Genomic DNA, 21,929 nt, shown 5'->3' with positions numbered 1-21,929 from the left:
GGGCCGGATAGGATCGTCGCCATGACCGCTGCCGCACAGTTCACCCGTGTTCCGCATCCCGCGCCGCTTCCGGCGCAGCGGCGGCAAGAGGTACTGGCGGAGCCGGGGTTCGGGCGCCACTTCACCGATCACATGGTCTCGATCGATTACGTCGGCGGCGCGTGGACCAACGCGCGGGTGGAGCCGTACGCGCCGCTGGCGCTGGATCCCGCGACCATGGTGTTCCACTACGGTCAGGCCATCTTCGAGGGACTGAAGGCCTACCGGCAGAGCGACGGCAGCGTCTCCTGCTTCCGCATCGACGCCAACGCCGCGCGTTTCCGCCGGTCGGCTCGCCGGATGGCGATGGCCGAACTGCCGGACGAGCTGTTCATCGAGTCGGTGCGGCAGTTGCTGGAGGTCGACCGGGACTGGGTGCCCGCCGCGGGCGGCGAGGAGTCGCTGTACCTGCGGCCGTTCATGTTCGCCACCGAGGCCGGGCTGGGCGTGAAACCCGCCGCGGCGTACAAGTACCTGCTGCTCGCCTCCCCGGCGGGGGCGTACTTCCCGCGGGGCGTGAAGCCGGTGCGGGTCTGGCTGTCCACCGAATACGTGCGCGCCGCGCCCGGCGGCACCGGCGAGGCGAAGGTCGCGGGCAACTACGCGGCTTCGTTGCTCGCGCAGGCCGAGGCGTCGGCCAAGGGGTGCGACCAAGTGGTGTGGCTGGACGCGTGTGAGCGCCGCTACGTCGAGGAAATGGGCACCAACAACCTGTTCTTCGTCTTCGGCTCCGGCTCCGAGGCGCGGCTGGTCACCCCGGAGCTGTCCGGCTCGTTGCTGCCGGGCATCACCCGGGACTCGCTGCTCACCCTCGCCGCCGATTCCGGCTTCCCGGTCGAGGAGCGCAAGCTCTCGGTGGAGGAATGGCGCAAGGGCGCCGAATCCGGGGAGATCACCGAGGTTTTCGCGTGCGGCACCGCCGCGGTGATCACGCCGGTCGGCTGGGTCCGTTCCGAGGCGGGCGAATTCACCATCGGCGGCGGAGAGCCGGGCGTGGTCACCATGGCACTGCGCGACACCCTCACCGGCATCCAGCGCGGAACCTTCGCCGACAAGCACGGGTGGATGCGACCGATGTGACTCAGCCCGGCATGAGCATGTGCCACTGTTCCAGCGTCGTCGGACGCATGACGTAGTTCTTGTCCCGGACAGTGGACAGCGCGGCGTTGGGTTCCTGCGAATACCAGTGGCCCGGGTACACGACCGGGTCGCCGGGAAGTCCGGCCAGGTAGCGCAGGCTGCGGAACATTTCGTCCGAATCGCCGCCGGGGAAGTCGGTGCGGCCGCAGCCGTCGACGAACAACGTATCGCCGGCGATCAGGCGGTTGTCGAACAGAAAGCATTGGCTGCCCGGGGTGTGACCGGGCGTGTGTAGTAACTCGATCTCGAAGGCTCCGACGGTGACCTTGTCGCCGTGCTCGTGACCGGTCAGCTCGCTCTCCGCGATGCCGGTCACGTTGGCCACCCAGGGCAGCTCAGTGGCGTTGACATGCACTGGAACGCTTGTCTTTTCGAGCAGTTCGCGGACTCCGCGCAGGGTGAAGCCGAGCATCGTGCCGCCCACGTGATCGGGGTGATGATGGGTGGCGAGCACGCCGCGCAGGCGCAGGCCGTCACCCTCGGCGATGTCCACCAGATCCCCCGCCGCGTAAGCCGGATCGATCACCACGCACTCGCCTGTTTCCCGATCGCCGATCAGATACGCGAAGTTGCGCATCTGCGTCGCGATCGGATCGCCCACGGCGTAGTCGCGTCCCGACAACAGCTGGCGAAAGTACAGGCGCTCAGAAGACATACCGCCCACCTTATTGCCCGACCCAGACGACCCGCGCGTCACGGCCGGAAAAATTCCAGTGACTCAGACTCTCGCCTCCATCCGGCCGGGATCACTGGTCGAATCGGCGGGCCGGACCTGGACTGCCGACGGTCAGCCGGGCTGGACGGCGAGGGACAGCACAGCCGCCGTGAACGCCACGGTGGTCTCGACCGCGGCGCCGAGGACGTCACCGGAGAGCCCCCCGAAGCGGCGGGCGCAGTGCCGGACCAGGATCGCCGAGACGGTCAGACCGAGCGCCACGGCGGCGGGGCCGAGCCACGGACGGCCCGGGACGGCGAATACGGCGAGGGCGACCGCGAGCACCGACCAGGCGGCCGCGGCAAAGGAGGACTGCGTGTCGGCGACCAGAATGCCGAAACCGGTGTCCGGCGCGGCGGGGATCCCCCGGCAGGCGAGGATCACCGCGATCCGGCCGGTCGTCACGGCGAGAGCGACGGCGAGCCACCTACCCGACTCGGCCAGGGCCGCGAACGAGAACGCTTGTATCCCGATGGTGAAGGCGAGTCCCGCGACACCGAACGGTCCGGCCCCGCCGCTCTTCATGATCTGTCTGGCCCGCTCCGGCGGCCCGTAGCTGCCGAGTCCGTCCAAGGTGTCGGCCAGACCGTCCAGGTGCATACCCCTGGTGATCAATGCCAGTGCGCCGACCACCAGCAACCCGGCCAGCGCCGCGCTCGCCCCGGCCCGGCTCAGTGCCCAGAGCAGGCCCGCGGCCCCCGCGCCGAGCAGCGCGCCGATCAGCGGCGCCAGCAGGATCGCGCGTCCGGCCGCGGAGCGGTTCACGGCATCGGGGCCGCGCACCGGCAGAACGGTCAGCCAGGAAATCGCCAGCCGAACGCCGTTCACACCGGACCTCGTGCGCCGGGCGGTATCGCGCGCGTTGTGCCGGAGATCCGGTCGATGACCGGCTGCGGTCCGGCGGTCGGCCGGTGTGTCGCGGAGCCTGGAGCCGCGGGGATCGGCTGCCCACCGGTGGGCAGGGGGAGGAAGGCGCCGCAGGGCTGGGAGGACTTCACTTGCGCAGATTCGGGGCGGGGTCCGCCGGTTCGGGGTCGTCGGCGGTGCTGACGCCCGCTTCGGCGAAGGTGGACATCTCCGCGAGCGTGGCCACCGCCGCGCGGAGGACGGGAAGGGCGGTCAACGCTCCGGAGCCTTCGCCGAGGCGCATGGTCAGGTCGATCACGGGGTCGAGGCCCAGGTGTCGCAGCGCGAGGTCGTGTGCCGGTTCGGTGGAGCGGTGACCGGCCAGCCACCAGGCGCTCGCGCCCGCGGCGAGGTCTTCGGCGACCATCGCCGCGGCCGTGACGACGACGCCGTCGAGCACGACCGGCGTGCGCCGAGCGGCGGCCTGGGCGAGGAACGCGGCCATCGCGGCGAAGTCGGCGCCACCGGCGACCCGGAGCAGTTCGACCGGATCCTTCACCACCGGCCGGGCCCGGCGCATCGCGTCGCGGATCGCGGCGACTTTGCGAATCCATCCCGCGTCGTCGACGCCGGTGCCGCGGCCGACAGCGGCGACCGGTTCGGTATTGGTGAGGCTCGCGACGAGCACGGTGGCCGGAGTCGTGTTGCCGATGCCCATGTCGCCCGCGATCAGCAGGTCGGCGCCCGCATCGATCTCCTCGTCGGCGATGGCGCGGCCCGCCTCGATCGCCGCACGGACCTCCTCGGCGGTGAGCGCGTCCTCGCGGTCGATTGCCCCGCTGGAGCGGCGCACCTTGTGCTTGGACACCTGCGGGTCGGTGTCGGCGTCGACGGAGATGTCCGCGACCCGTACCGTCGCGCCCGCCACCGCCGCGAGGGCGTTCACCGCGGCGCCGCCACCCAGGAAGTTCGCGACCATCTGCGCGGTGACCTCGCTCGGATACGCCGACACCCCGTGCCGCGCGACGCCGTGATCCCCGGCGAACACCACGACCCGCGCACGCTCGAACTGCTTGGGCGGGCACGTGCCCTGACAGGCGGCCACCCAGTTGCCGAGGTGCTCCAGACGGCCCAGCGCGCCGGCGGGTTTGGTCAGCTGCGCTTGCCGCTGCTCGGCCGCCGCACGAGATTGTGCGTCCGGAGGCGCTACCGGTCCGAATCCGTGCGTCACTATCGAGCCTTTCGGTCATGGCGATTCCGCCCGCTACGCCGCCCAATCTTGCCATTGCCCCCTCCCGCCGTGGGCCCGCGACCTGATCTCACCGCACCGGTTCGCCTGCGCCCGCGGCATCGCCGAGCCGTCCGGCTGCCGACGGAAGCCCTACCGCCCGCGGCGAAGTCGCCGCGTGCCACGCGATAGGGGAGCAGGGCCGGGTCGGTCGTCGTGGCGCCACATGCCGGTAATCGGTGTCGTCCTCGTGAGACGCGAGCTGCGGCCCGGGAGGGGACTGGTCGGCCGGGCCACAGGTACCCGCTGCGGACGACGCTGCTCGCGAACTATTTGAGGCGGACCGGGAGCCCGGCGACGACGAGGAAAGCCTCGTCGCAGACCTGGGCCAGTCGCTGGTTGAGGGTGCCGATCTCGTCGCGGAACAGGTGGCCGGAGCGCGTGGCCGGGATGACGCCCATGCCCACCTCCGGGCTGACGATCACGAGATCGCCGGAGTAGGCGGCGACGGCGGCGACCAGCGCGTCGGTGTCGGGGGAGACCGTGCCGCGCGGGGCGTCCCATGCGTCGCGCGCGTCGATGCGAGCGGTCAACCAGGTGCCGATGTCGTCGATCAGCGTCAAGACGGGCGTCGGCGTGGGATCGGTGAGGATTACCGCCGGATCGGCGCTTTCGACGGTGGACCAGCCCGCTGGGCGGCGACTGCGGTGCCCGGCGATCCGCTCGGCGAAATCATGGTCGGCGGGGTCGGGCACCGCGGTGGCGAGATAACGCACCGGGCCGCCCGACCGGATCGCGATGTCCTCCGCGTACGCCGACTTCCCGGACCGCGCGCCACCGAGAACGAGGGTGCTCCGCGGCGCCGCGGACAGGGGAGCTTCTGACACGGGTGCACGCTACCAACCGAACAGCGGCTATCGCGGTCCCGAGGGGTGCTCCTGGTCGTGCCCCGCCTCGGCGTGCTTCCGGGTGGCGGCGACGCGCTGCGAGCAGGCCGAGCAGCCCTGGCGGTGCGTGCGCGTGACATGCAGCGGTTCGCGAACGGTCAGACCGCTGCTTCCGGGCTGCGGCCGAAGCGGCGGCGATATTCGGTTGGGGCGATGCCCACCAGGCGCTGGAAGTGGTGGCGCAGGAGGGCGCCGGAGCCGAAACCGCAGCGGGCGGCGATGCGTTCCAGGCCGAGGTCGGATTCCTCGAGCAGTTGCTTGGCCAGCAGCACGCGCTGGTTGGTGAGCCATTTCACCGGGGTGGTTCCGGTCTCGGCGGCGAAGCGGCGCGCGAAGGTGCGGGTGGACATGTTGGCGCGGGTGGCCAGGTCTTCGACCGTGTGCGGCAGGTCGAGGTGCTCGTTCATCCACTCCAAGGTGGGGATGAGGCTGTCGGAGGTGCAGGCGGCGACCGGGCGTTCGATGAACTGGCGCTGCCCGCCGTCGCGCTGCGGAGGGACCACCATGCGCCGCGCGATCGCGTTGGCCACGCCACTGCCGAGTTCACGCCGCACCAGGTGCAGGCAGGCGTCGATGCCCGCGGCGGTGCCCGCGCTGGTGATCAGGTCGCCCTCGTCGACGAACAGCACGTCCGGATCGACAGTGGCCGCGGGATACGCGGCGGCGAGCGCCTCCACATGGCGCCAGTGCGTGGTGCATTTGCGGCCGTCCAGCAGCCCGGCCGCCCCCGCCAGAAAAGCCCCGGAACACACGGTGAGCACGGTCGCTCCGGCGGCCGCCGCGTCGCGCACGGCCGCGACGACCCGCGGGTCGAATCCCTGGTCGGCCGCGGCGGCGGGGATGGCAACCAGATCGGCCGACGCGAGTTCCGCGAGGTCGTATTCCGGTGTGATCGTGATCCCGGGGCTGGTCGAGCGCAGCGGAACGCCCGGCTCCGCGCCGCATACCCGGAAATCGAAGCCGGGCAGCCCGTCGGCCGTGCGGTCGAGACCGAAAACCTCACATACGACACCGAATTCGAACATGGCCATGCGTTCGGACAGCACCACGGCGACCTTCGACAGCATGTCACCAGTCTAGTGGCCGAATTTTTACGAACTATGTCAGTACCGCCACTTTCGGCGGTAAATGATTGGACGAAAAATTACTGCCATGGCTACTTTCCTCATCACCCTGGCGGTCGTCGTGGCTTTCGCCACAGTCCTCGCCCGCGGCACAGCCCGCGCGGGCTCCTCGAATGTGGTCGACCGCGACGCTGAGCGGCTGCACTCCGAGCTGACGGCAATGCTCGGCCGCAACTCCCACCACCGCTGACCGACCGGCCACCGAGCCGCGCTCATCGCGGAAGCCGCGCGGAGCCCGGCCGAGCGCACGCGGCATCCGAACACCACGCCCACATCGAGCACGGTGCAGCCGGCCAGGAGCAGCTGGTCTCACCAGGCGAAGGCTGGAAACCGCACCTCCCGGGTTTCAGACGCACACCAGCTCGACCCCCGGTTTCAAGCGAAGCGAACACCCGCCGTTCGCGGCCCAGCTCGCGTGTGCGTGGCCGCCGCGCACGCGACGATGGAGGAAGCGGCGACCGGGCACAGTCGACAGAGAGTCACCACAACCCGTGAACATCCGTGTGACGACCTGCGGCACTAACGCGCTCAGCGCACCTCAACTCGCGGTTTCGAGCGAAGCGAGACCGAGCATGCGCCGTTCGCGGCCCGGCCGCGCACACGCGAGCCATAAGGGGGCCGCGAACCCGCCGCGCCGAAGGCGCGGCCGAACTACACAGCGTCGCCCGGGCTGACGCGCGGCTTGGGGGCGCGCATCTTGCGGATCTGGGAGGCGCGGACGAAGGCGTACCAGCCGAGCCGGTAGCCGATGTCGGTGGTCTCCGGGAAACGCTCCCTGACCCGGTTGTTCACGACCCGGCCGAGCAGGAAGCCCTCGACGGCCATGAACAGCATCATCACCAGCATGGCCAGGGTGACGATGGTCTGCAGGGCGGGCGCGACGAACATCGACAGGATCAGCACCAGCGCCATCGGCATGAAGAGGCCGACCAGATTGCGCCGCGCGTCGACGATGTCGCGGACGAACGCCCGGACCGGACCCTGGTCACGCTGTGGCAGGTACTTGTCTTCGCCCGCGAGCATGCGCTCGCGGCGATCGGCGGCGGCCTCGCGCCGCCGGGCGGCCGCGGCCTTGCGCTCCTCCCTGCTGCCCCGCGCGGCCTTGCGCCGGGCGCGGGCCTCCTTCGCGGTGAGCGGAGCGGGCGCTACCGGGCCGCGCCGTTTGCCTTGGGCGTCACGGCGTTTCGGAGTGGGACGGCCCTTGCCCGCGGTGGCCGTGGCCGTGCTGCGGGTGGTGCCCGCGGCCGAGTCACCGTCCGTGACCACCGTCGATTCGGCGGTCGCGTCGGTGCTGCTGGACTCGCCGCGCCGGAACAACTTCACACCGACCAGGCTATTCGATGGGTTGCGCGGCGAGAAATGCGGTCCGATTCGCCGGGAGTGTGCGGGGTCACGGAGGTTGCGCGCCCCCACGGATCGGCTGGTGGCAAGATGGAGGAATAAGCAGCCTGCCGAGTGGTGTTTACCGACACGACCCGTGCGCTGTTCACGGGTCGACCAAGGTTCCTCGAGGAGAGTTCATGACTGTGCAGAACGAGACCGCCACCCACGGTGTGACTCTGACCGACGCCGCCGCCGCGAAGGCGAAGGCCCTGCTGGACCAGGAAGGTCGCGACGACCTGGCGCTGCGGATCGCGGTGCAGCCGGGTGGTTGTGCCGGCCTGCGCTACCAGCTGTTCTTCGACGACCGCTCGCTCGACGGCGACCTGACCGTCGACTTCGGTGGCGTCACGCTGGCCGTCGACCGGATGAGCGCGCCGTACGTGCAGGGCGCCTCGATCGACTTCGTCGACACCATCGAGAAGCAGGGTTTCACCATCGACAACCCGAACGCCACCGGCTCCTGCGCCTGCGGCGACTCCTTCAACTGAGGTAGCAGCCCGGCGAGCGCACGACACGCGACGACCGATCTCGCGAGGACATGGGTAACTCGCCGGGAACCCCCAGAGCTCGAGCGGCACTCACGCAGGACCCGAACGCAAATGCGGTGCCGCCCAACCAGTACGGCCTGAAGACTCTGGGAGGCGGTTCAGCTACGGTGAGATCGGGACTCGCGTCCCGGTCTGCACCGCCTGCCGCCTACCGTTGAAGGGGCTCAGCCACGTGTCCATAGCCGTTTCCGCGTCCATTGCGACCGACCATCTCATGCGTTTTCCCGGACGGTTCGCCGACGTACTGCTGGCCGATCAGCTCGACCATGTGTCGCTGAGCTTCCTCGTCGATGATCTGCAGATCCGTCGCGGAGGCGTCGGCGGCAACATCGCCTACGCCATGGGCCTGCTCAATCGCACGCCCCTGCTCGTCGGAGCCGTCGGCGCCGACTTCGGCGAATATCGTGCCTGGTTGGAGAAGCACGGGGTCGACTGCTCCACCGTGCTGGTGTCCGATCGCGCGCACACCGCGCGTTTCGTGTGCACCACCGACGACGACATGGCCCAGATCGCGTCCTTCTACCCGGGCGCGATGAGCGAGGCCCGCGACATCTCCATCGCGGAGCTGTCCGAGAGCCGGGAACTCGACCTCGTGCTGGTCGGCGCCAACGACCCCGAGGCGATGCTGCGGCACACCGCCGAATGCCGCGAACTCGGCATTCCGTTCGCCGCCGATCCCTCCCAGCAGCTGGCCCGCTTGGACGGCGACCAGTCGGTGCAGCTCATCGACGGCGCCGCGTACCTGTTCACGAACAAGTACGAGTGGGCGCTGCTGTTGCAGAAGACCGGTCTGAGCGAGGAAGAGGTCGCCCAGAAGGTCGGCATCCGCGTCACCACGCTGGGTGCGGAGGGCGTGCGGATCGTTGACCGCGACGGCGCCGAGGTGACCGTCGGCGTCGTGCCCGAGGTGGAGAAGGTCGAGCCCACCGGCGTCGGCGACGCCTTCCGCGCGGGCTTCCTCACCGCGCACACCGCCGGGTTGAGCCTGGAGCGTTCCGCGCAGCTGGGGTCGCTGATCGCCGTGCTTGTGCTGGAGACCATGGGCACCCAGGAATGGACGCTGAGCAAGGAGTCCGCGCTCGAGCGCCTCACCCAGGCCTACGGCCCCGAGGCCGCCGCGGACATCAAGACGCTGCTCTGATCGCCGTGACGAAAGGCGCGCACCCCGCGGGGTGCGCGCCTTTCGTTGTTCCCGCCCCTACAGCGAAACCGGATACGTGGGTTCTTGGATCTCCGGCTTGATCCGGTCTTCGACGAAGATGCCGTGCCACACCATGAACACCAGCAAGGTCCACAGCCTGCGACTGTGGTCGGCGGTTCCGGCGCGGTGGGCGACCAGCATTTCGCTGATCGCGGCTTTGTTCAGCAGGTGATCGGTCTGCGACTCGGCGACCTGCTGCTGCGCCCAGTCGTAGAGCTCGGTGCCGCGCAGCCAGTGCCGCAGCGGGACCGGGAAGCCGAGCTTGGCGCGGTGCAGCACGTGCGGCGGCACGATGCCCTCCAGCGCCTGGCGCAGCGCGTACTTCGTGGTCTCCTTGGTGATCTTCTGGTCGAACGGCAGCCCCTCGGCCGCCTTCAGGACCTCGGCGTCCAGGAACGGCACGCGCAGTTCCAGGGAGTTGGCCATGGTCATCTTGTCGGCCTTGACCAGGATGTCCCCGCGCAGCCAGGTGAACAGGTCCAGATGCTGCATCCGGGCCACCGGGTCCCAGCCGCGCGACTGCGCGTACAGCGGCGCGGTGACGTCCTGGTGGGTCCACTCCGGCCGGAACTCGCGCAGCACGGCGCGCAGCTGTGCGTCGTTGAAGCTGCGCGCGTTGCCGTAGTAGCGCTCCTCCAGGGTGAGCGAGCCGCGGTGCAGCAGGCTCTTGCCCCGCGTGCCGTCCGGAATCCGGTCCGACAGCTTGCCCGCCAGCCTGCGCAGACCGCGGGGCAGCTTCTCGAACGGCTTCAGCGACAGCGGCTCGCGATAGATGGTGTACCCGCCGAACAGCTCGTCGGCGCCCTCGCCCGAAAGCACCACCTTGACGTGCTTGCGCGCCTCCTTGGCGACGAAGTACAGCGGGACCAGGGCGGGATCGGCCACCGGGTCGTCGAGGTACCAGACGATCTCCGGGATCGCCGCGGCGAACTCGGCGGGGGAGACGACCTTCACCACGTGCCGCGCGCCGATCGCCTCGGCGCTCTCGGCGGCCACGTCCACCTCCGAGTAGCCCTCGCGCTCGAACCCGGTGGTGAACGTGATCAGCTTCGGGTTGTGCCGCATGGCCAGCGCGGCTACCGCGGTGGAGTCGATGCCGCCGGACAGGAAGGAGCCGACCGTCACGTCGGCGCGCATGTGCTTGGCGACGGAATCCTCGAGCGCCGCGGCGATCTCCCGGTAGCGCGCGGTGGCCGAGCCGGGCGTGAACGGGCGCACCGGGAACTTCGGGGTGAAGTACCGGGTGACGGCCGGAGCCGCCCCGGGCCGCACGGTGGCGTAACTGCCCGATTCCAGCCTGCGCACGTCCTTGTGCAGCGTCTCCGGCTCCGGCACGTACTGCAGCACCGTGTAGTGCTCCAGCGCCCGAGGGTCCAGCGCGTCGCTCAGCTCCAGCGCGGGCAGCAGCTCCAGCAGGCTCTTCTTCTCGCTGCCGAACGCGGTGCCGCCCGGCCCGGTGGCCAGGAACAGCGGCTTGATGCCGAACGGGTCGCGGGCGAGGAACAGCTCCTTGGTCTCGGTGTCCCAGATCGCGAAGGCGAACATGCCGCGCAGCCGGCGCACCGCCTCCGGCCCCCAATAGTGGAACGCCGCGACGATGGCCTCGCTGTCGCCCTCGGTGTGGAAGATCTTGCCGTCCGGGAACTCGGCGGCGTGCGCCTCGGCGAGCTCCGCGCGCAGCTCGAGGTAGTTGTAGATCTCACCGTTGAAGGTGAGCGCGTAGCGGTCGGGCTGCTCGGGCGGGCCCCAGCGCAGCGGCTGGTGGGAGTGCTCGATGTCGATGATCGACAGGCGGTTGAACCCGAAGATCACCTGGTCGTCGTGCCAGGTGCCGCGCTCGTCCGGGCCGCGGTGACGTACGCAGTGCAAGGCCTCGTAGACCTGCTCCACCGTGCCAGGTGCCGCCTCGTCAGATGCCAGGAATCCGAGCAGTCCACACACGGCGTCGGCAACCTCATTTCTCGCAGTCGGGATACGCGCGCACCGGATGGGGCGCAGGGGGACGAAATCTAGTGTCCGAGTATGCCGCACCACCGGCATCCGCGCGTCGTGCGCATCGCGCCCCGGGCGGAATCGCTGGTGACGGTGATCCGGGCGTGCTCGGCGAGGTGTCGAAGCCGACCCGACGACAAACGGGGGGTGCGTTTGGTCTACGCTGCGTAGTACTCAGGTCTCTCTCAGGCGACCCGCGCGGAACGCGCTGGCCCGGAGGGTGCCCTGAACAAGCTTGAGACGTATCGTCGGGGCCGATCGCAGCCCCGAACGATGCACTGTCGGAATGTGTGGCGACCAGGAAGGCGTGAGCGTGGCGCACAAGGCGAGCGAAGAGATCGGGGCACGACCCGCCCGGGGTCGGCAGGGCCGCATCCTTCGGCGGGCCGGGCTGGCGGTGTCCTTGGGGATCACCGCGCTGCTCGTCTCGGGCTGCTCGATCGACAATGTTTGGCTGCGGTTCGGCTGGCCGTCGGGTATCACTCCGCAGGCCACTCGGATGCGGGAACTGTGGACCTGGTCGGTCGTCGCCGCGCTGGCGATGGGCGTGCTGGTCTGGGGCCTGACCTTCTGGACCGTCGCGTTCCACCGCAAGAAGGCCGACTCCCCGGAGTTCCCCCGCCAGACCGGCTACAACGTGCCGCTGGAACTGACCTACACGGCGATCCCGTTCGTCATCATCGCCGTGCTGTTCTACTTCACCGTGGTCGTGCAGAACTACGTGCACGAGAAGGTGGCCGACCCGGATGTCACGGTCGACGTGACCGCCTTCCAGTGGAACTGGAAGTTCGGCTACCGCGAAGTCGACTTCAAGGACGGCTACAAGTTCGACGGCATCGACGCCTCACGTGAGGCGCTGAGCCAGGAGCAGCTCGAGGGGTACGAGGAGCGGACCAAGGACGGTCACCCGCAGCCGGGCCCGGTGCACGGCAAGCCGGAGAACGACATCCTGTCCTACCTGCACTACGACAAGGTCGAGACGATCGGCTCGAGCAACGAGATCCCGGTCCTGGTGCTGCCGACCGGCAAGGTCATCGAGTTCCAGCTCGCCGCCGCCGACGTGATCCACGCCTTCTGGGTGCCGGAGTTCCTGTTCAAGCGCGACGTGATGCCGAACCCGAAGGAAAACCACTCCGACAACGTCTTCCAGATCACCAAGATCGAGAAGGAGGGCGCGTTCGTCGGCCGCTGCGCCGAGATGTGCGGCACCTTCCACTCGATGATGAACTTCGAGGTCCGCGCGGTCACGCCGGAGAAGTTCACCAAGTACCTGGACGCTCGCCAGGCGGGGAAGACCAACGCCGAGGCGCTGGAGTCCATCGGTGAGTCCCCCGTGGCCACCTCCACCACGCCGTTCAACACCAGGCGCGACGTCAAGAGCGCGGCCTCGGCCGAGAGCAAGTGAGGATTTGATCTGACATGAAGATCGAAGCGCGGATTTTCGAACTGCTCACGGTGTTCTTCATCATCGTGGCGGTGGTCTACGGCTTCTTCACCGGCCAGTCGCGCACCGGCGTCGAATGGGCGGGCACCACGGCCACGGTGCTGACCGCGGGTTTGTCGCTGATCATCGGCACCTACTTCCGGTTCGTCGCCCGTCGTCTCGACCTGCGCCCGGAGGACTACGAGGACGCCGAGATCGTGGACGGTGCCGGCGACCTGGGCTTCTTCTCGCCCGGCAGCTTCTGGCCGATCACTCTGGCCGCCGCCGGTTCGGTGACCGCCCTCGGCCTGGCGTTCTTCCAGTTCTGGCTGATCGGCATCGGCGTCGTCTGCATCCTGGCGGCCGCCGCCGGGCTGGTGTTCGAGTACTACCTCGGGCCCGAGAAGCACTGAGCTGAAGACCTGCCGAAACGGCCCCATCGGAGATCCGGTGGGGCCGTTTCGTGTGTGTGGCGCCCGAACCAGCGGAGCCCGCGCCGGCACTGGGACCGCACCCTGATATGAAAGTGCGGGTGGGACGTAAGAAGTTGCTGGAGCCGACGCTGCAGGCTCTACCGCACGGGCCGCACGGTCTCGCTCGTGACCTCGTGACGGGGTCGCAACGGCAGCGGCTGCTGTTCGGCGTGACGGTCGTCGTCGCCGACCGCGGCTATCTCGATGCGACGGTCGCGGATATCGCCGCGTCGGCCAAGGTTTCGCGTCGTACGTTCTACCAGCATTTCCCGGACAAGGAAGCCTGCTTCCTGGCGGCCGCCGACACCGGTCGCGATCTGATGATCGACCATCTCCGGCAGGTCATGCGGCAGATCCGGTCCGAATCGGCAGAGCCGCTGGAAGCTCTCCGCCTCGGCATCCGCGAGTACCTCACCTTGTTGCGTGACGAGCCGTCGTTCGCCCGCGCGTTCTATCTGGAGACCGCCGTGGCCGGGCCGCGCGCGCTCGAGTCGTTCGAACGATGCCAGCGCTGGTTCGCCGGGTTCCTCCACACGTGGCGCGCGGAGGCGGGCCCCGCCGATCCCGCCGTCCCCGACTACGCGTACCTGGCGGTGACCGACGCGACCAACGAGGCCGTCCGCCGAACCCTCCGTGCGGGAGGCGACTTGCTCGAACTCGAGGACGCCGTGGTGCACATCCACCTGGCATTGCTCGGGCCGACGCCGCCTGCCGCCTAGGGCACGATCCTGTCGCCGGCCCCGGTGAGGTTGCAGGACGCGTCGTCGCTGGTATTGCCGCCTTCGGACACGATCGCCGCGAAGACCTCCACGCAGTTGACCACAGCGGCGCCGGACCTGTTGCCCCGCACAGTGGAGTCGCGCAGAACGACGCGGCCCAGCGGCACCTCGACGAGATCGGTCACCTGGCGCGGAAGGGTGTCGAGGTAGGCGGGCGCCACGTTGATGCCGCTGCCGCCGGCCGATGCGGTGTTCCCGGTGATCGTGACGCGCTCGAAAGTCACCACGCCCCGGCCCCGGACATCGACGCCGCCGCCGCGTCCGGCGAAACCGCCTGGGCGGTACCAGACTCCGGGATCGACCACGCGGTTGTCGGAAATCGTGGAGTCGGTGAAGGTGCAGGTGTCGTCGCACCGCACACCGCCCGCCTCGCCGGAGGAATTGCCGGTGACGACCGTATTCCGCGTCCGCAGGTCCGAGCCGGGCACGTTGAAGATGCCGCCGCCGTACCCGGCGCTGTTGTCCCGGACCACGACGTCGTCGAGTACGAGGTTCGACGAATTCGCGATGCCGCCTCCGCCGGTGTCGTAGAAGGGGATCTCGTGCTGGGCGGTGCGTCCGCCGGTAACCGTCAATCCCGTCAGCACCGTGGGCGCGGAGATGCTGAGCGCCCGGTCGATTCCGTTCGCGTCCAGCACTGTTCGCTCGGGACCTGCGCCGCGCAAGGTCGTCGGCGCGACGAGGTTCAGATCTCCCGTGGTGGGGTCCGGGTTGCGGCCCTGCACTTTCCGCTGGTCGGGGTCGATCGTCAAGACGTATCGCCCGGCGGGCAGCACGATCGTGCTCCCGGGATGGGCATTGGCCGTCTGCACCGCGGCGCGCAGTGTGCAGGCGCCGGAGGCGGTGCGGCATTGCCCGTCTCGCGGATCGGCCGCTGCCTCGTCCGCCGTGCTGTCCACCATGATCACACCCGGCGGATCTTCCTCTTGTGCGATGTCGGCGTAGGCCGCTCCGGGTGAACCGGCCGCGGTTCCCGCGACCAGGGCTGTGACAGCGAATGCGCCGACCGCCGCGGCGGATGTGCTCGTCCTCATGAAGTTTGATCCGATCACGAACATGGAGTGGGGTACGCTCGCGTATAAGTAGGGAACGCAAGTGTTTACCACTATGTCGAAAAAACTCTGGGACGGTGGGGGTTTCCGGAATCCGGTTGACCGGTGCAGGTCAGGGGCGTGCGGGCGGTAGGGGGACGGCCGCGGGCTGCGCCGCCTGCGCATCATCGGGCACGCCGGTCGAGTGCGCAGCGGTCCTCTCCGTGTCCGGAAGGACGGTCTCCGTCTCGTCGTCGACTTCGAGTTCCGCGGGGAGCACGCGCATTCCGATCACCGGCGAGAACGCGAAAACGATCAGAGTCGACGCCGGGAAGGCCGCGGCGATCAACAGCGTCGCCGCTGCCGAGAGGTGGCTCGCCACCAGCCCGCCGGCGAGCGCGCCGATCGGAACGATGCCCAGGGTCGCGAACCGTCGGGAAGCGCTCACACGGCCGAGCAGCCGATGCGGTGTCAGGCGAGCGTGCATTCCGGAAGTGATTCACACTGATGACGACCAGGAGGAACGACAGCAGGAAGACCGCGGCGGCATACGAAATCCACGCCGGTACCGGAAGGTGGGGAGCGAGCGCCGGCGCGGCCAGCGCGGCGGCCATCGCGAAATAACCGATCACCTGTGTGCGGATCTCGCCCAGTGCCCGTCCGATGTGCTGACCGCCCAGTGATCCGACGAATCCCCCGGTCGAACCGAGCGCGAGGGCGTACCCGTACTGGCCGGCGGAGAGTCCGCATTCACGCAACACGTAGACCGCGATCACCGCGTTGTACATACCCGCGCCGAAGTTCAGCAGCACTCCGGCCGTGACCGTCGCGCGCAGGATGCGGTGTCCCGCGACGTACCGGATACCTTCACGCACAGCCGTGCCGAATCGGGCCGGTTCGTTCGCGCTGGTCGTGCCCGAGCGGCCTTTGGTGATCCGCCAGACGAACAGCGTGGAGAGGAGGCTGACTGTCCCCGCGACCAGGAATGCCACCGCCGCGGAGGTGGAGGCGATCAACTTTCCGGCGGCGGCCGGAATCGTTGCGCTCGTGACGGTGTCGACGGACTGCAGGCGAGCCGACGCATCCGAAACCCGTTTGCGTCCCACCAGGTCCGGCAGGATCGCCGTATGCGCGACGTCGAAGAAGACATTGGCTGTGCTGACCACCGCTCCCACCAGCATGAGCTGCCAGATCGCGAGCACGCCAAGGAAGTACGCGAGCGGGATCCACATGACAGCGGTCAACCGGACGAGATCCGAGACGAGCAGGACGCGTTTGCGGCTCCACCGGTCGACCCATACGCCGACAGGCAGCGCCACCACCAGATAAGCAGCACGGGAAAGGGCTGCGATCACGCCGACTTGGAACGGGCTCGCGTGCAGAACAACGACCGATGTGACGCTCAGGGCCACCACCGTCGTGTTGGAAGCGATGTCGCCGAACGCATTCGCCACCCACAACGCCCTGAAACCCGGCTCCGCGAGTACCCCCCGCAAGCGCATACGATGTATGCTCGACACGGGCGGGAAACTTACCGAAGTACCGTCCCTGAATCCAGCGGGCAGGGGGATAACGGGGTGGACAGGGAAATCGGTGCGACTGTCGTGTTGCCTACGATGCTGCGATCACATGCGGCAGGTAATGCAAAGGTGTTGTGCAGTGGCTCGACTGTCGGGGAAGTTCTGGACTCGCTGATTCGTCAGCATCCCGCCTTGAAGGCGCGTATCACCACGGGAGAAAACGACCTCCGGCGATTCGTCAACGTATACGTGGAAGATGAAGACGCGCGTGCGCTCGGTGGTGTGGCCGCTCCGATACGTCCCGGAGCGACGGTAACAATCTTGTGTGCGGTATCGGGTGGTTGACATCCAGTCGGCCGAAAATGCGGGAATATTTTGCGATCCTGTTGCTGATCGGAATTATCGGGCACATCGCCTATTACGTGACTCGTGACGGACCTGGTCATCTGAGTTCGACATTCGCACACAGTCGCGCGGCACTGACCGGACGGTCGCTGGCGCACCCTCGCAGGCGAGTAGCGCCGGATGGTCGCCGAGTGATGAAAGAGCCCGTCGATGATCAGAACAATATCCCGGAACGAATCGATGCATCGAATAAATCGCCGTGCGCGATCGGGCCTTTGATTCGCGCGCGCGGCGCTATTTCGAGAACTTCCGCGGGACTGATCGTCGGTCCTGTGAATACATGCAGCGTCCGCATGCGAATCGGAATCCGTCAACGGGGGCAGGGTCCCGCCCCCGTTGACTCGGTTTCCCTAGTCCGCAGTGTCCGCGTCGGACACCGCAACCGGCCGACGGAGTTCGAGAGCGAACAGCTTCTCGAACTGATCCGAGGTCAATTCCGTCGCCAGGCTGACGATATCGCTGTTCTCCGAGCCGCGAACAGGCGAAATATCGGTTGGTGCGGTCATTGCATTTCCCTCCCTGAGAACGGAGCGAAATCCCCGCCCCGTATAGGAGAAGTTTCTGTGGAGCAGACGTAGCGGTCAACCCCCCGTTTGCGGATCGAGCATCGAATCGCATTGTGATATGCGCGTTTCATGCATCTTCTACTCCGCCTCGTACCGCAGCGCGTTCTCCGAGCGGCAGATCTCCTCGATCCCGGAGACGATGTCGCGCAGCAGTTCCGACGGCAGGGCGGCGGGGCGCAGGCGGCAGGTGAAGGTGATCAAGCCGTGGTCCTCGGGCGGCAGGCCGCGGGCGGCGGATTCCGCGCGCAGGTAGCGCGAGCGCACACCGTAGGTCATCGCGGAGATGACGGTGAAGCAGCCGGTGCGCTCGCGGTGCCCCGAGAACAGGTCGTGCAGGCGGTAGAAGACCGACGCATAGCTCGACAGCGGCGCGAAAACGCCCACCCGGTAGGCAGGACCACGCTCGGACGAGCTGAGCGCTGTATCGGCCAGATACTCGGCATCGCGCAGGGTCTGGACCTTCGGCGCGAACAGCACCGCGCCCGCCGCCGCGTTGCGCACCGGCATGCCCGCCTTGCCCGGTGCGGCGGAGGCGATGGCGCCCAGCGATTTCCGCGCCCGCGACCCGACCTCGCGCCGGGCGCGCAGCCCTCGGGTGGGCGCGGTGGGGTAGAGGCTCGACCACTGACCGAAGCGCACGGTGCCCAGCTGCACGTGGCCGGTGCCGACCGGGCGCGCCACCTTCAGCGGCGCCGTGTCGACCCAGCGGCCGACCTGCAGCTGAGCGTTGCCGGGCCGCGCGATCTCCGCGTGGGCGTGCTCGACGAAGGAATCGAAGTCGAGGAACCGGTCGGCGTGGGTGTTCAGCCAGGTGTGGTCCTTGTCGACCTCGATCGCGTCCAGGGTGAGCGCGGTGATGATGCCCGCGCGGCCGCCCGCGCCCAGGATGCGCTGGAACCGCTCGGTGTGATGGGTGCGCCCGCAGGTGCCGATGCGTCCGTCGGTGTCCACATACTCCAGATCGACGATCTGGTCGATGAACAGGCCGTGCTTGTGCGAGGCCGCGCTCACGCCGCCGACCGAGGCGAAGCCCCCCGCGGTGATGTCGCGGTGATCCCCGACGATGGGCAGGCCGAGGCCGTGCGCGCCGAGCCTGCGGTCGACGTCGGAGAGCTTGGCGCCCGCCTGCACCCGGACGGTGCGCCGGCCCAGGTTGATGTCCAGCACCTGATTCATCCGCCGCAGCGACACCACCGTCGGCTGCTCGGGCAGTGTGAGCCCTTCGTCGAGCAGCTCGCCACCGCGCACCATCAACCGTTCCGATCGCCCTCGTGAATCCCGCACAGTGCGAACGACATCGGCGGTATCGCGGGGAAGGTATTCCTCGGCGTTGGAGACAGTTTGCGGCGTGCTCATGGCAGAAAAGCTAACCACAGCGCGGCCCGCGCCGCTCCCCCGAAGTCGGGTGTTATCGCGATGCGGGCGCAAGGCTCTTGCTGAACAGGACGGATCCGGCGGCATCGCACAGATCGACGGTCAGTTCCCTGGACTTTCCGTCGATGCGCACCTCGCCGAAATGCTGGAAGGCGTCCAAGGGCGAGCTGTTCTGTACCGGCGGCGCGTGCACGTAGACCGCCTCCGGGCCGAACGTGCCGTCGAGCTGGTTCGGGCCGAATGCCCCCGCGTTCAGCGGACCCGAGACGAACTCCCAGAATTCGTCGAAGTCGGTGAAGCCCGCGCGCTCCGGCGAATAGCGGTGCGCCGCCGTGTAATGCACGTCGGCGGTCAGCCAGACCACGTTGACCACGTTGTTCGCCCGGATCGACGACAGCACCCGGGCGATCTCGCGCTCCCGGCCCGACGGCGCGCCGGGATCGCCGTTGGCGGGGCCTTCGTACGCGGTGGTGTTCTTCTGTTCGCCGTCCGGGACGATGAGGCCCAGCGGCAGGTCGTTGGCGATGATCTTCCACGTGGCGGTGGATTCGCGCAGGCTGTCGATGAGCCACTCGGTCTGCGCCGCGCCGAGAATGCGACCGTCGGTTCCGTTGTCGGCGTTGTTGGCGTCCTTGTTCGTGCGCATGTCGAGCACGAAGACGTCCAGCAGCGGGCCATAGGCGATCCTGCGATACAGCCTGCCGTCCACCGCTTCCGTGGGCTCCAGCGGCATCCACTCGTGGAAGGCCTGCCAGGAGCGGGTGGCGAGGACGTCCATGCCGCGCTCGGTGTAGCCCTTGGACTCGCCGACCAGTCCGCCCGGGTACCAGTTGTTCACCGTCTCGTGGTCGTCCCACTGCACCACCTGGGCGACCGAGCTGTTGAAGCGGCGGTAGTTCTCGTCGGTCAGGTTGTAGGCGTAGTTGCCGCGGAACTGATCCAAGGTCTGCGCGACAGCGCTTTTCGCCTCGCTCACGACATTGCGCCAGATCCGGCCGTCGGGCAGGGTGACCGACGGCTGCAACGGTCCGTCGGCGTAGATCGAGTCGCCGGAGTGCAGGAACAGGTGTGGGTCGCGAGCGGCCATGGCGGCGAAGATCTTCATGCCGCCCAATTCCGGATTGATGCCGTAGCCCTGCCCCGCGACGTCGCCGGACCACTGGAGCCGGATGTCCGCCGCGGCGGTGGGGGCGGTGCGGAAGACGCCGGTGACCGGTTCGGACGTGGCGCCGTCCTCCCCGCGCAGCGTCACCCGGTAGTGCACCTGCTGTCCCGCGGGCAAGCCGTTGACCCGGACTCGGCCGGTGCCGTCGGAGTCCGGGGTGAGCAGCGGACCGGTGAAACGCTCGGCATGGGCGAACGATTCCGTGGCCGCGGTTTCCACGAGCAAGGTGGCGGGGCGATCGGCGCGGGCCCAGATCAACGCGCCGTCCGGGCGTGGATCACCCACCGCAACACCGTGGGTCAGCACCGGGCGCGGCCGGACCAGCGCCGGGCCGTTGTCCGGTGAGCACGCCGCCAGCGCTGGGGCCGCCACGAATCCGAGCGCGCAAGCGCGCAAGACGGTGCGCCGGGATGGTCCTGAGGCCGAGCCGCTCATCAGGCAACCTTGCCGCAACTACTTCAACGCCACGTGAACGGGTCGGGTACGGGTGGCCAACAAGCTCAGCGCGCCAAACGCTCCAGCCGGTGGTGCAGTTCGCCCGCCCAGTCCACGCCGCCCAGATGCCGGTAATCCACCCACAGCGCGTCGAAGACGTCGCGGCCTTCGGAAATCCAGCCGCCGCGCTTGTCCGCCTCCAGGACCACGCTCATGCCGGTGTCGGTCGCAACGAACGTCACCTCGAGCTGGTTCAGCCGCGGATAGCGCGGTGAACCGGCGAACTCGATCTCCTGGTAGAACGGCAGCGTCTGCGGGGTGTTGTGCACCCGGCCCGATTCCACGTCCGCGCTGCGCAGGTGGAATCCCAGACGCTCCACGGCTTCCAGCACGACGTGCTGGGCGGGCAGGGCGCCGACGCCGATCGGGTCGGTGTCGGCGGCGTCCACCGCACCGTGGATCTCCACGATCGTGCGCAACGACACCACCGTGCCGGGCAGGTGCCTGCCGTTGTAGAACGTGATCGGCGTTTCCATCGGCGCACGCGCCGCGAAGCGGAATTCCGGCGCCGCGCCCGCGGGCAGAGACAACGGTCCGTGCACCCCGGTCCGGCCGAAGGTGATGTCCCGCACGCCTTCGTGGTCCTCGTACTCCTGCTCGGCTCTGGTGACGAACTCGACGGCCACCTGGGCGATCTCCTGGGCCACCGCCCCGCCCCGCAACCGGATCACGCCTTCCACCGTGCCCCCGGGCTGCACGCCCGGCGTGAACAACTCGGTCTCCACTTCGGCCCCACCGACCCCGGCTGCCGCAAGCAACTTCTTGAACATGCCCGTACTCTCGCCGCGTCGTCTTACCGAAGACTTGCCATTACCTTGTCGCCCTGGACGACTCGGCAGAGTCTATGGCACCGGCCCGGTTCGTCATGGCGTCGATCGAGCCGCGGCGACGAAAGCGTCACAAGCAGCGGGATCCTTATCGCCCTGCGCGGTTTCGACGCCACTGTTGACGTCGACGGCGTATGGGCGGACCTGCCGGACGGCTGCGGCGACAGTGGCGGCCGTCAGGCCACCGGCGAGCACCACGGGACGGTCGAACTCGGCCATCGCGCGGACGATGGCGGCACTGATGGACCAGTCGTGCGGGCGCCCGGTGCCACCCAATCGTTCCGAAGTTCGTGAATCCAGGAGCACCGCGTCGCAATACGGAGCGACCGCGCGTGCGGCGCCGACGGCTTCCGGGCCTGCCACGTGTACCGCGGCGAGGATCGCCCGCCCCGCGGCGCGCTCATGCACCCGGGCGACCATATCGACGGTCACGAGCCCGTGGACTTGAATCGCGTCGACACCGACTCGGTCGGCCAGTTCGATGATCGCCGCGGGGTCCACCAGATGGGTGACCAGCACGCGGGTGACGAACGGCGGGGTGGCCGCCGACAAGCTTGCGGCACGACGCCGATCGAGCGCGTCCGCACTGACATGCGTGACGCTCGAGATGAATCCGACCGCGTCGGCGCCGGCGGCGACGGCAGCGCACAGGTCGTCCTCCGACCGGATACCACAGATTTTCGTCCGAACGGTCAACGGTTGCGCACC

The 21,929-nt window shown here is 68.6% G+C and carries 22 protein-coding genes; 8 read left to right on the top strand and 14 right to left on the bottom strand.

The window, feature by feature from the left end; genetic code table 11:
- Positions 1-21 precede the first annotated feature (21 nt).
- Complete coding sequence (locus tag NNI01S_RS12785; RefSeq protein WP_063020472.1) at positions 22-1,119, top strand: branched-chain amino acid aminotransferase; 1,098 nt, start codon at positions 22-24, stop codon at positions 1,117-1,119.
- 1 nt (position 1,120) lies between these two features.
- On the opposite strand, the gene NNI01S_RS12780 is transcribed toward NNI01S_RS12785, so the two are convergent.
- The 5 genes from NNI01S_RS12780 to NNI01S_RS12760 all read right to left on the bottom strand — a co-directional run bounded on the left by NNI01S_RS12780 (position 1,121) and on the right by NNI01S_RS12760 (position 5,982).
- The gene (locus tag NNI01S_RS12780) at positions 1,121-1,834 is read right to left on the bottom strand and encodes an MBL fold metallo-hydrolase (protein WP_063020284.1); all 714 of its coding nucleotides are present in this window, start codon (positions 1,832-1,834) and stop codon (positions 1,121-1,123) included.
- A gap of 132 nt (positions 1,835-1,966) precedes the next feature.
- Positions 1,967-2,722, bottom strand: coding sequence for an adenosylcobinamide-GDP ribazoletransferase (locus NNI01S_RS12775; RefSeq protein WP_063020283.1), 756 nt, complete (start codon positions 2,720-2,722; stop codon positions 1,967-1,969).
- Positions 2,723-2,888: 166 nt separating this feature from the next.
- Positions 2,889-3,971: a nicotinate-nucleotide--dimethylbenzimidazole phosphoribosyltransferase gene (gene cobT / locus NNI01S_RS12770; RefSeq protein ID WP_063020282.1), complete on the bottom strand. Its 1,083-nt coding sequence runs from the start codon at positions 3,969-3,971 to the stop codon at positions 2,889-2,891.
- A gap of 326 nt (positions 3,972-4,297) precedes the next feature.
- Positions 4,298-4,855, bottom strand: a complete 558-nt coding sequence (locus tag NNI01S_RS12765; protein WP_084488757.1) for a bifunctional adenosylcobinamide kinase/adenosylcobinamide-phosphate guanylyltransferase — start codon at positions 4,853-4,855, stop codon at positions 4,298-4,300.
- 158 nt (positions 4,856-5,013) lie between these two features.
- Complete coding sequence (locus tag NNI01S_RS12760) at positions 5,014-5,982, bottom strand: helix-turn-helix domain-containing protein (protein ID WP_063020281.1); 969 nt, start codon at positions 5,980-5,982, stop codon at positions 5,014-5,016.
- An 85-nt stretch (positions 5,983-6,067) separates the two neighbouring features.
- Between NNI01S_RS12760 and NNI01S_RS34460 the strand changes: the two genes are divergently transcribed.
- Positions 6,068-6,229: a hypothetical protein gene (locus NNI01S_RS34460; RefSeq protein WP_157114733.1), complete on the top strand. Its 162-nt coding sequence runs from the start codon at positions 6,068-6,070 to the stop codon at positions 6,227-6,229.
- Positions 6,230-6,690: 461 nt separating this feature from the next.
- On the opposite strand, the gene NNI01S_RS12755 is transcribed toward NNI01S_RS34460, so the two are convergent.
- Complete coding sequence (locus NNI01S_RS12755; protein ID WP_063020280.1) at positions 6,691-7,362, bottom strand: DUF3043 domain-containing protein; 672 nt, start codon at positions 7,360-7,362, stop codon at positions 6,691-6,693.
- A 197-nt stretch (positions 7,363-7,559) separates the two neighbouring features.
- On the opposite strand from NNI01S_RS12755, the gene NNI01S_RS12750 reads away from it, so the two are divergent.
- Positions 7,560-7,910, top strand: coding sequence for a HesB/IscA family protein (locus NNI01S_RS12750; protein WP_039797033.1), 351 nt, complete (start codon positions 7,560-7,562; stop codon positions 7,908-7,910).
- 232 nt (positions 7,911-8,142) lie between these two features.
- Positions 8,143-9,111, top strand: a complete 969-nt coding sequence (locus tag NNI01S_RS12745) for a carbohydrate kinase family protein (RefSeq protein WP_063020279.1) — start codon at positions 8,143-8,145, stop codon at positions 9,109-9,111.
- Between the two features lie 57 nt (positions 9,112-9,168).
- Here the strand turns inward: NNI01S_RS12745 and asnB are convergent, their stop codons facing one another.
- Positions 9,169-11,112: an asparagine synthase (glutamine-hydrolyzing) gene (gene asnB, locus NNI01S_RS12740; RefSeq protein WP_063020278.1), complete on the bottom strand. Its 1,944-nt coding sequence runs from the start codon at positions 11,110-11,112 to the stop codon at positions 9,169-9,171.
- Between the two features lie 364 nt (positions 11,113-11,476).
- Here asnB and ctaC point away from each other — a divergent pair, with 364 nt between their 5' ends.
- The 3 genes from ctaC to NNI01S_RS12725 all read left to right on the top strand — a co-directional run bounded on the left by ctaC (position 11,477) and on the right by NNI01S_RS12725 (position 13,778).
- A complete protein-coding gene (gene ctaC / locus NNI01S_RS12735) occupies positions 11,477-12,568 on the top strand; it encodes an aa3-type cytochrome oxidase subunit II (RefSeq protein ID WP_063020470.1) in 1,092 nt (363 codons plus the stop codon).
- A 14-nt stretch (positions 12,569-12,582) separates the two neighbouring features.
- Positions 12,583-12,999, top strand: coding sequence for a cytochrome c oxidase subunit 4 (locus NNI01S_RS12730; RefSeq protein ID WP_063020277.1), 417 nt, complete (start codon positions 12,583-12,585; stop codon positions 12,997-12,999).
- A gap of 119 nt (positions 13,000-13,118) precedes the next feature.
- Positions 13,119-13,778: a TetR/AcrR family transcriptional regulator gene (locus tag NNI01S_RS12725; RefSeq protein ID WP_169812961.1), complete on the top strand. Its 660-nt coding sequence runs from the start codon at positions 13,119-13,121 to the stop codon at positions 13,776-13,778.
- Here the strand turns inward: NNI01S_RS12725 and NNI01S_RS12720 are convergent.
- Together NNI01S_RS12720 and NNI01S_RS12715 are read right to left on the bottom strand one after the other, a co-directional pair.
- Positions 13,775-14,872, bottom strand: coding sequence for a CSLREA domain-containing protein (locus tag NNI01S_RS12720; RefSeq protein WP_063020275.1), 1,098 nt, complete (start codon positions 14,870-14,872; stop codon positions 13,775-13,777). The genes NNI01S_RS12725 and NNI01S_RS12720 overlap by 4 nt on opposite strands.
- Positions 14,873-15,054: 182 nt before the next feature.
- Positions 15,055-16,371 (bottom strand): MFS transporter, encoded by a 1,317-nt coding sequence (locus NNI01S_RS12715; RefSeq protein WP_063020274.1) that lies wholly within the window; start codon positions 16,369-16,371, stop codon positions 15,055-15,057.
- A gap of 3 nt (positions 16,372-16,374) precedes the next feature.
- Between NNI01S_RS12715 and NNI01S_RS36455 the strand changes: the two genes are divergently transcribed.
- Positions 16,375-16,734: a MoaD/ThiS family protein gene (locus NNI01S_RS36455; RefSeq protein WP_084488756.1), complete on the top strand. Its 360-nt coding sequence runs from the start codon at positions 16,375-16,377 to the stop codon at positions 16,732-16,734.
- 410 nt (positions 16,735-17,144) lie between these two features.
- Here the strand turns inward: NNI01S_RS36455 and NNI01S_RS34455 are convergent, their stop codons facing one another.
- The 5 genes from NNI01S_RS34455 to NNI01S_RS12695 all read right to left on the bottom strand — a co-directional run bounded on the left by NNI01S_RS34455 (position 17,145) and on the right by NNI01S_RS12695 (position 21,917).
- Positions 17,145-17,300 (bottom strand): hypothetical protein, encoded by a 156-nt coding sequence (locus NNI01S_RS34455; protein ID WP_157114729.1) that lies wholly within the window; start codon positions 17,298-17,300, stop codon positions 17,145-17,147.
- Between the two features lie 138 nt (positions 17,301-17,438).
- Positions 17,439-18,716, bottom strand: coding sequence for an FAD-binding protein (locus tag NNI01S_RS12710; protein ID WP_063020273.1), 1,278 nt, complete (start codon positions 18,714-18,716; stop codon positions 17,439-17,441).
- 52 nt (positions 18,717-18,768) lie between these two features.
- On the bottom strand, positions 18,769-20,334 hold the full coding sequence (locus NNI01S_RS12705; RefSeq protein WP_063020272.1) for an alkaline phosphatase D family protein: 1,566 nt from the start codon (positions 20,332-20,334) through the stop codon (positions 18,769-18,771).
- Positions 20,335-20,399: 65 nt separating this feature from the next.
- Positions 20,400-21,164 carry a sporulation protein gene (locus NNI01S_RS12700; protein WP_063020271.1) on the bottom strand — a complete coding sequence of 255 codons (765 nt, stop codon included), beginning with the start codon at positions 21,162-21,164 and terminating at the stop codon, positions 20,400-20,402.
- Positions 21,165-21,257: 93 nt separating this feature from the next.
- Positions 21,258-21,917, bottom strand: coding sequence for a phosphoribosylanthranilate isomerase (locus NNI01S_RS12695; protein WP_063020270.1), 660 nt, complete (start codon positions 21,915-21,917; stop codon positions 21,258-21,260).
- Between the last annotated feature and the right edge of the window lie 12 nt (positions 21,918-21,929).

The sequence above is a fragment of the Nocardia niwae NBRC 108934 = DSM 45340 genome (assembly GCF_001613465.1).
In the GTDB taxonomy this organism is placed as follows: Bacteria; Actinomycetota; Actinomycetes; order Mycobacteriales; family Mycobacteriaceae; genus Nocardia; species Nocardia niwae.
The sequence above is the reverse complement of the archived record's forward strand: the minus strand, read 5'-3'. Positions and strand labels throughout refer to the sequence as shown.

Excerpts from the sequence above, each read along its gene's own strand:
- NNI01S_RS12785 (WP_063020472.1), top strand. The coding sequence starts at position 22 with ATGACCGCTGCCGCACAGTTCACCCGTGTTCCGCATCCCGCGCCGCTT.
- NNI01S_RS12780 (WP_063020284.1), bottom strand. The coding sequence starts at position 1,834 with ATGTCTTCTGAGCGCCTGTACTTTCGCCAGCTGTTGTCGGGACGCGAC.
- NNI01S_RS12760 (WP_063020281.1), bottom strand. The coding sequence starts at position 5,982 with ATGCTGTCGAAGGTCGCCGTGGTGCTGTCCGAACGCATGGCCATGTTC.
- NNI01S_RS34460 (WP_157114733.1), top strand. The coding sequence starts at position 6,068 with ATGGCTACTTTCCTCATCACCCTGGCGGTCGTCGTGGCTTTCGCCACA.
- NNI01S_RS12750 (WP_039797033.1), top strand. The coding sequence starts at position 7,560 with ATGACTGTGCAGAACGAGACCGCCACCCACGGTGTGACTCTGACCGAC.
- NNI01S_RS12730 (WP_063020277.1), top strand. The coding sequence starts at position 12,583 with ATGAAGATCGAAGCGCGGATTTTCGAACTGCTCACGGTGTTCTTCATC.
- NNI01S_RS12720 (WP_063020275.1), bottom strand. The coding sequence starts at position 14,872 with ATGAGGACGAGCACATCCGCCGCGGCGGTCGGCGCATTCGCTGTCACA.
- NNI01S_RS12715 (WP_063020274.1), bottom strand. The coding sequence starts at position 16,371 with ATGCGCTTGCGGGGGGTACTCGCGGAGCCGGGTTTCAGGGCGTTGTGG.
- NNI01S_RS36455 (WP_084488756.1), top strand. The coding sequence starts at position 16,375 with ATGTATGCTCGACACGGGCGGGAAACTTACCGAAGTACCGTCCCTGAA.
- NNI01S_RS34455 (WP_157114729.1), bottom strand. The coding sequence starts at position 17,300 with ATGACCGCACCAACCGATATTTCGCCTGTTCGCGGCTCGGAGAACAGC.
- NNI01S_RS12710 (WP_063020273.1), bottom strand. The coding sequence starts at position 18,716 with ATGAGCACGCCGCAAACTGTCTCCAACGCCGAGGAATACCTTCCCCGC.
- NNI01S_RS12705 (WP_063020272.1), bottom strand. The coding sequence starts at position 20,334 with ATGAGCGGCTCGGCCTCAGGACCATCCCGGCGCACCGTCTTGCGCGCT.
- NNI01S_RS12700 (WP_063020271.1), bottom strand. The coding sequence starts at position 21,164 with ATGTTCAAGAAGTTGCTTGCGGCAGCCGGGGTCGGTGGGGCCGAAGTG.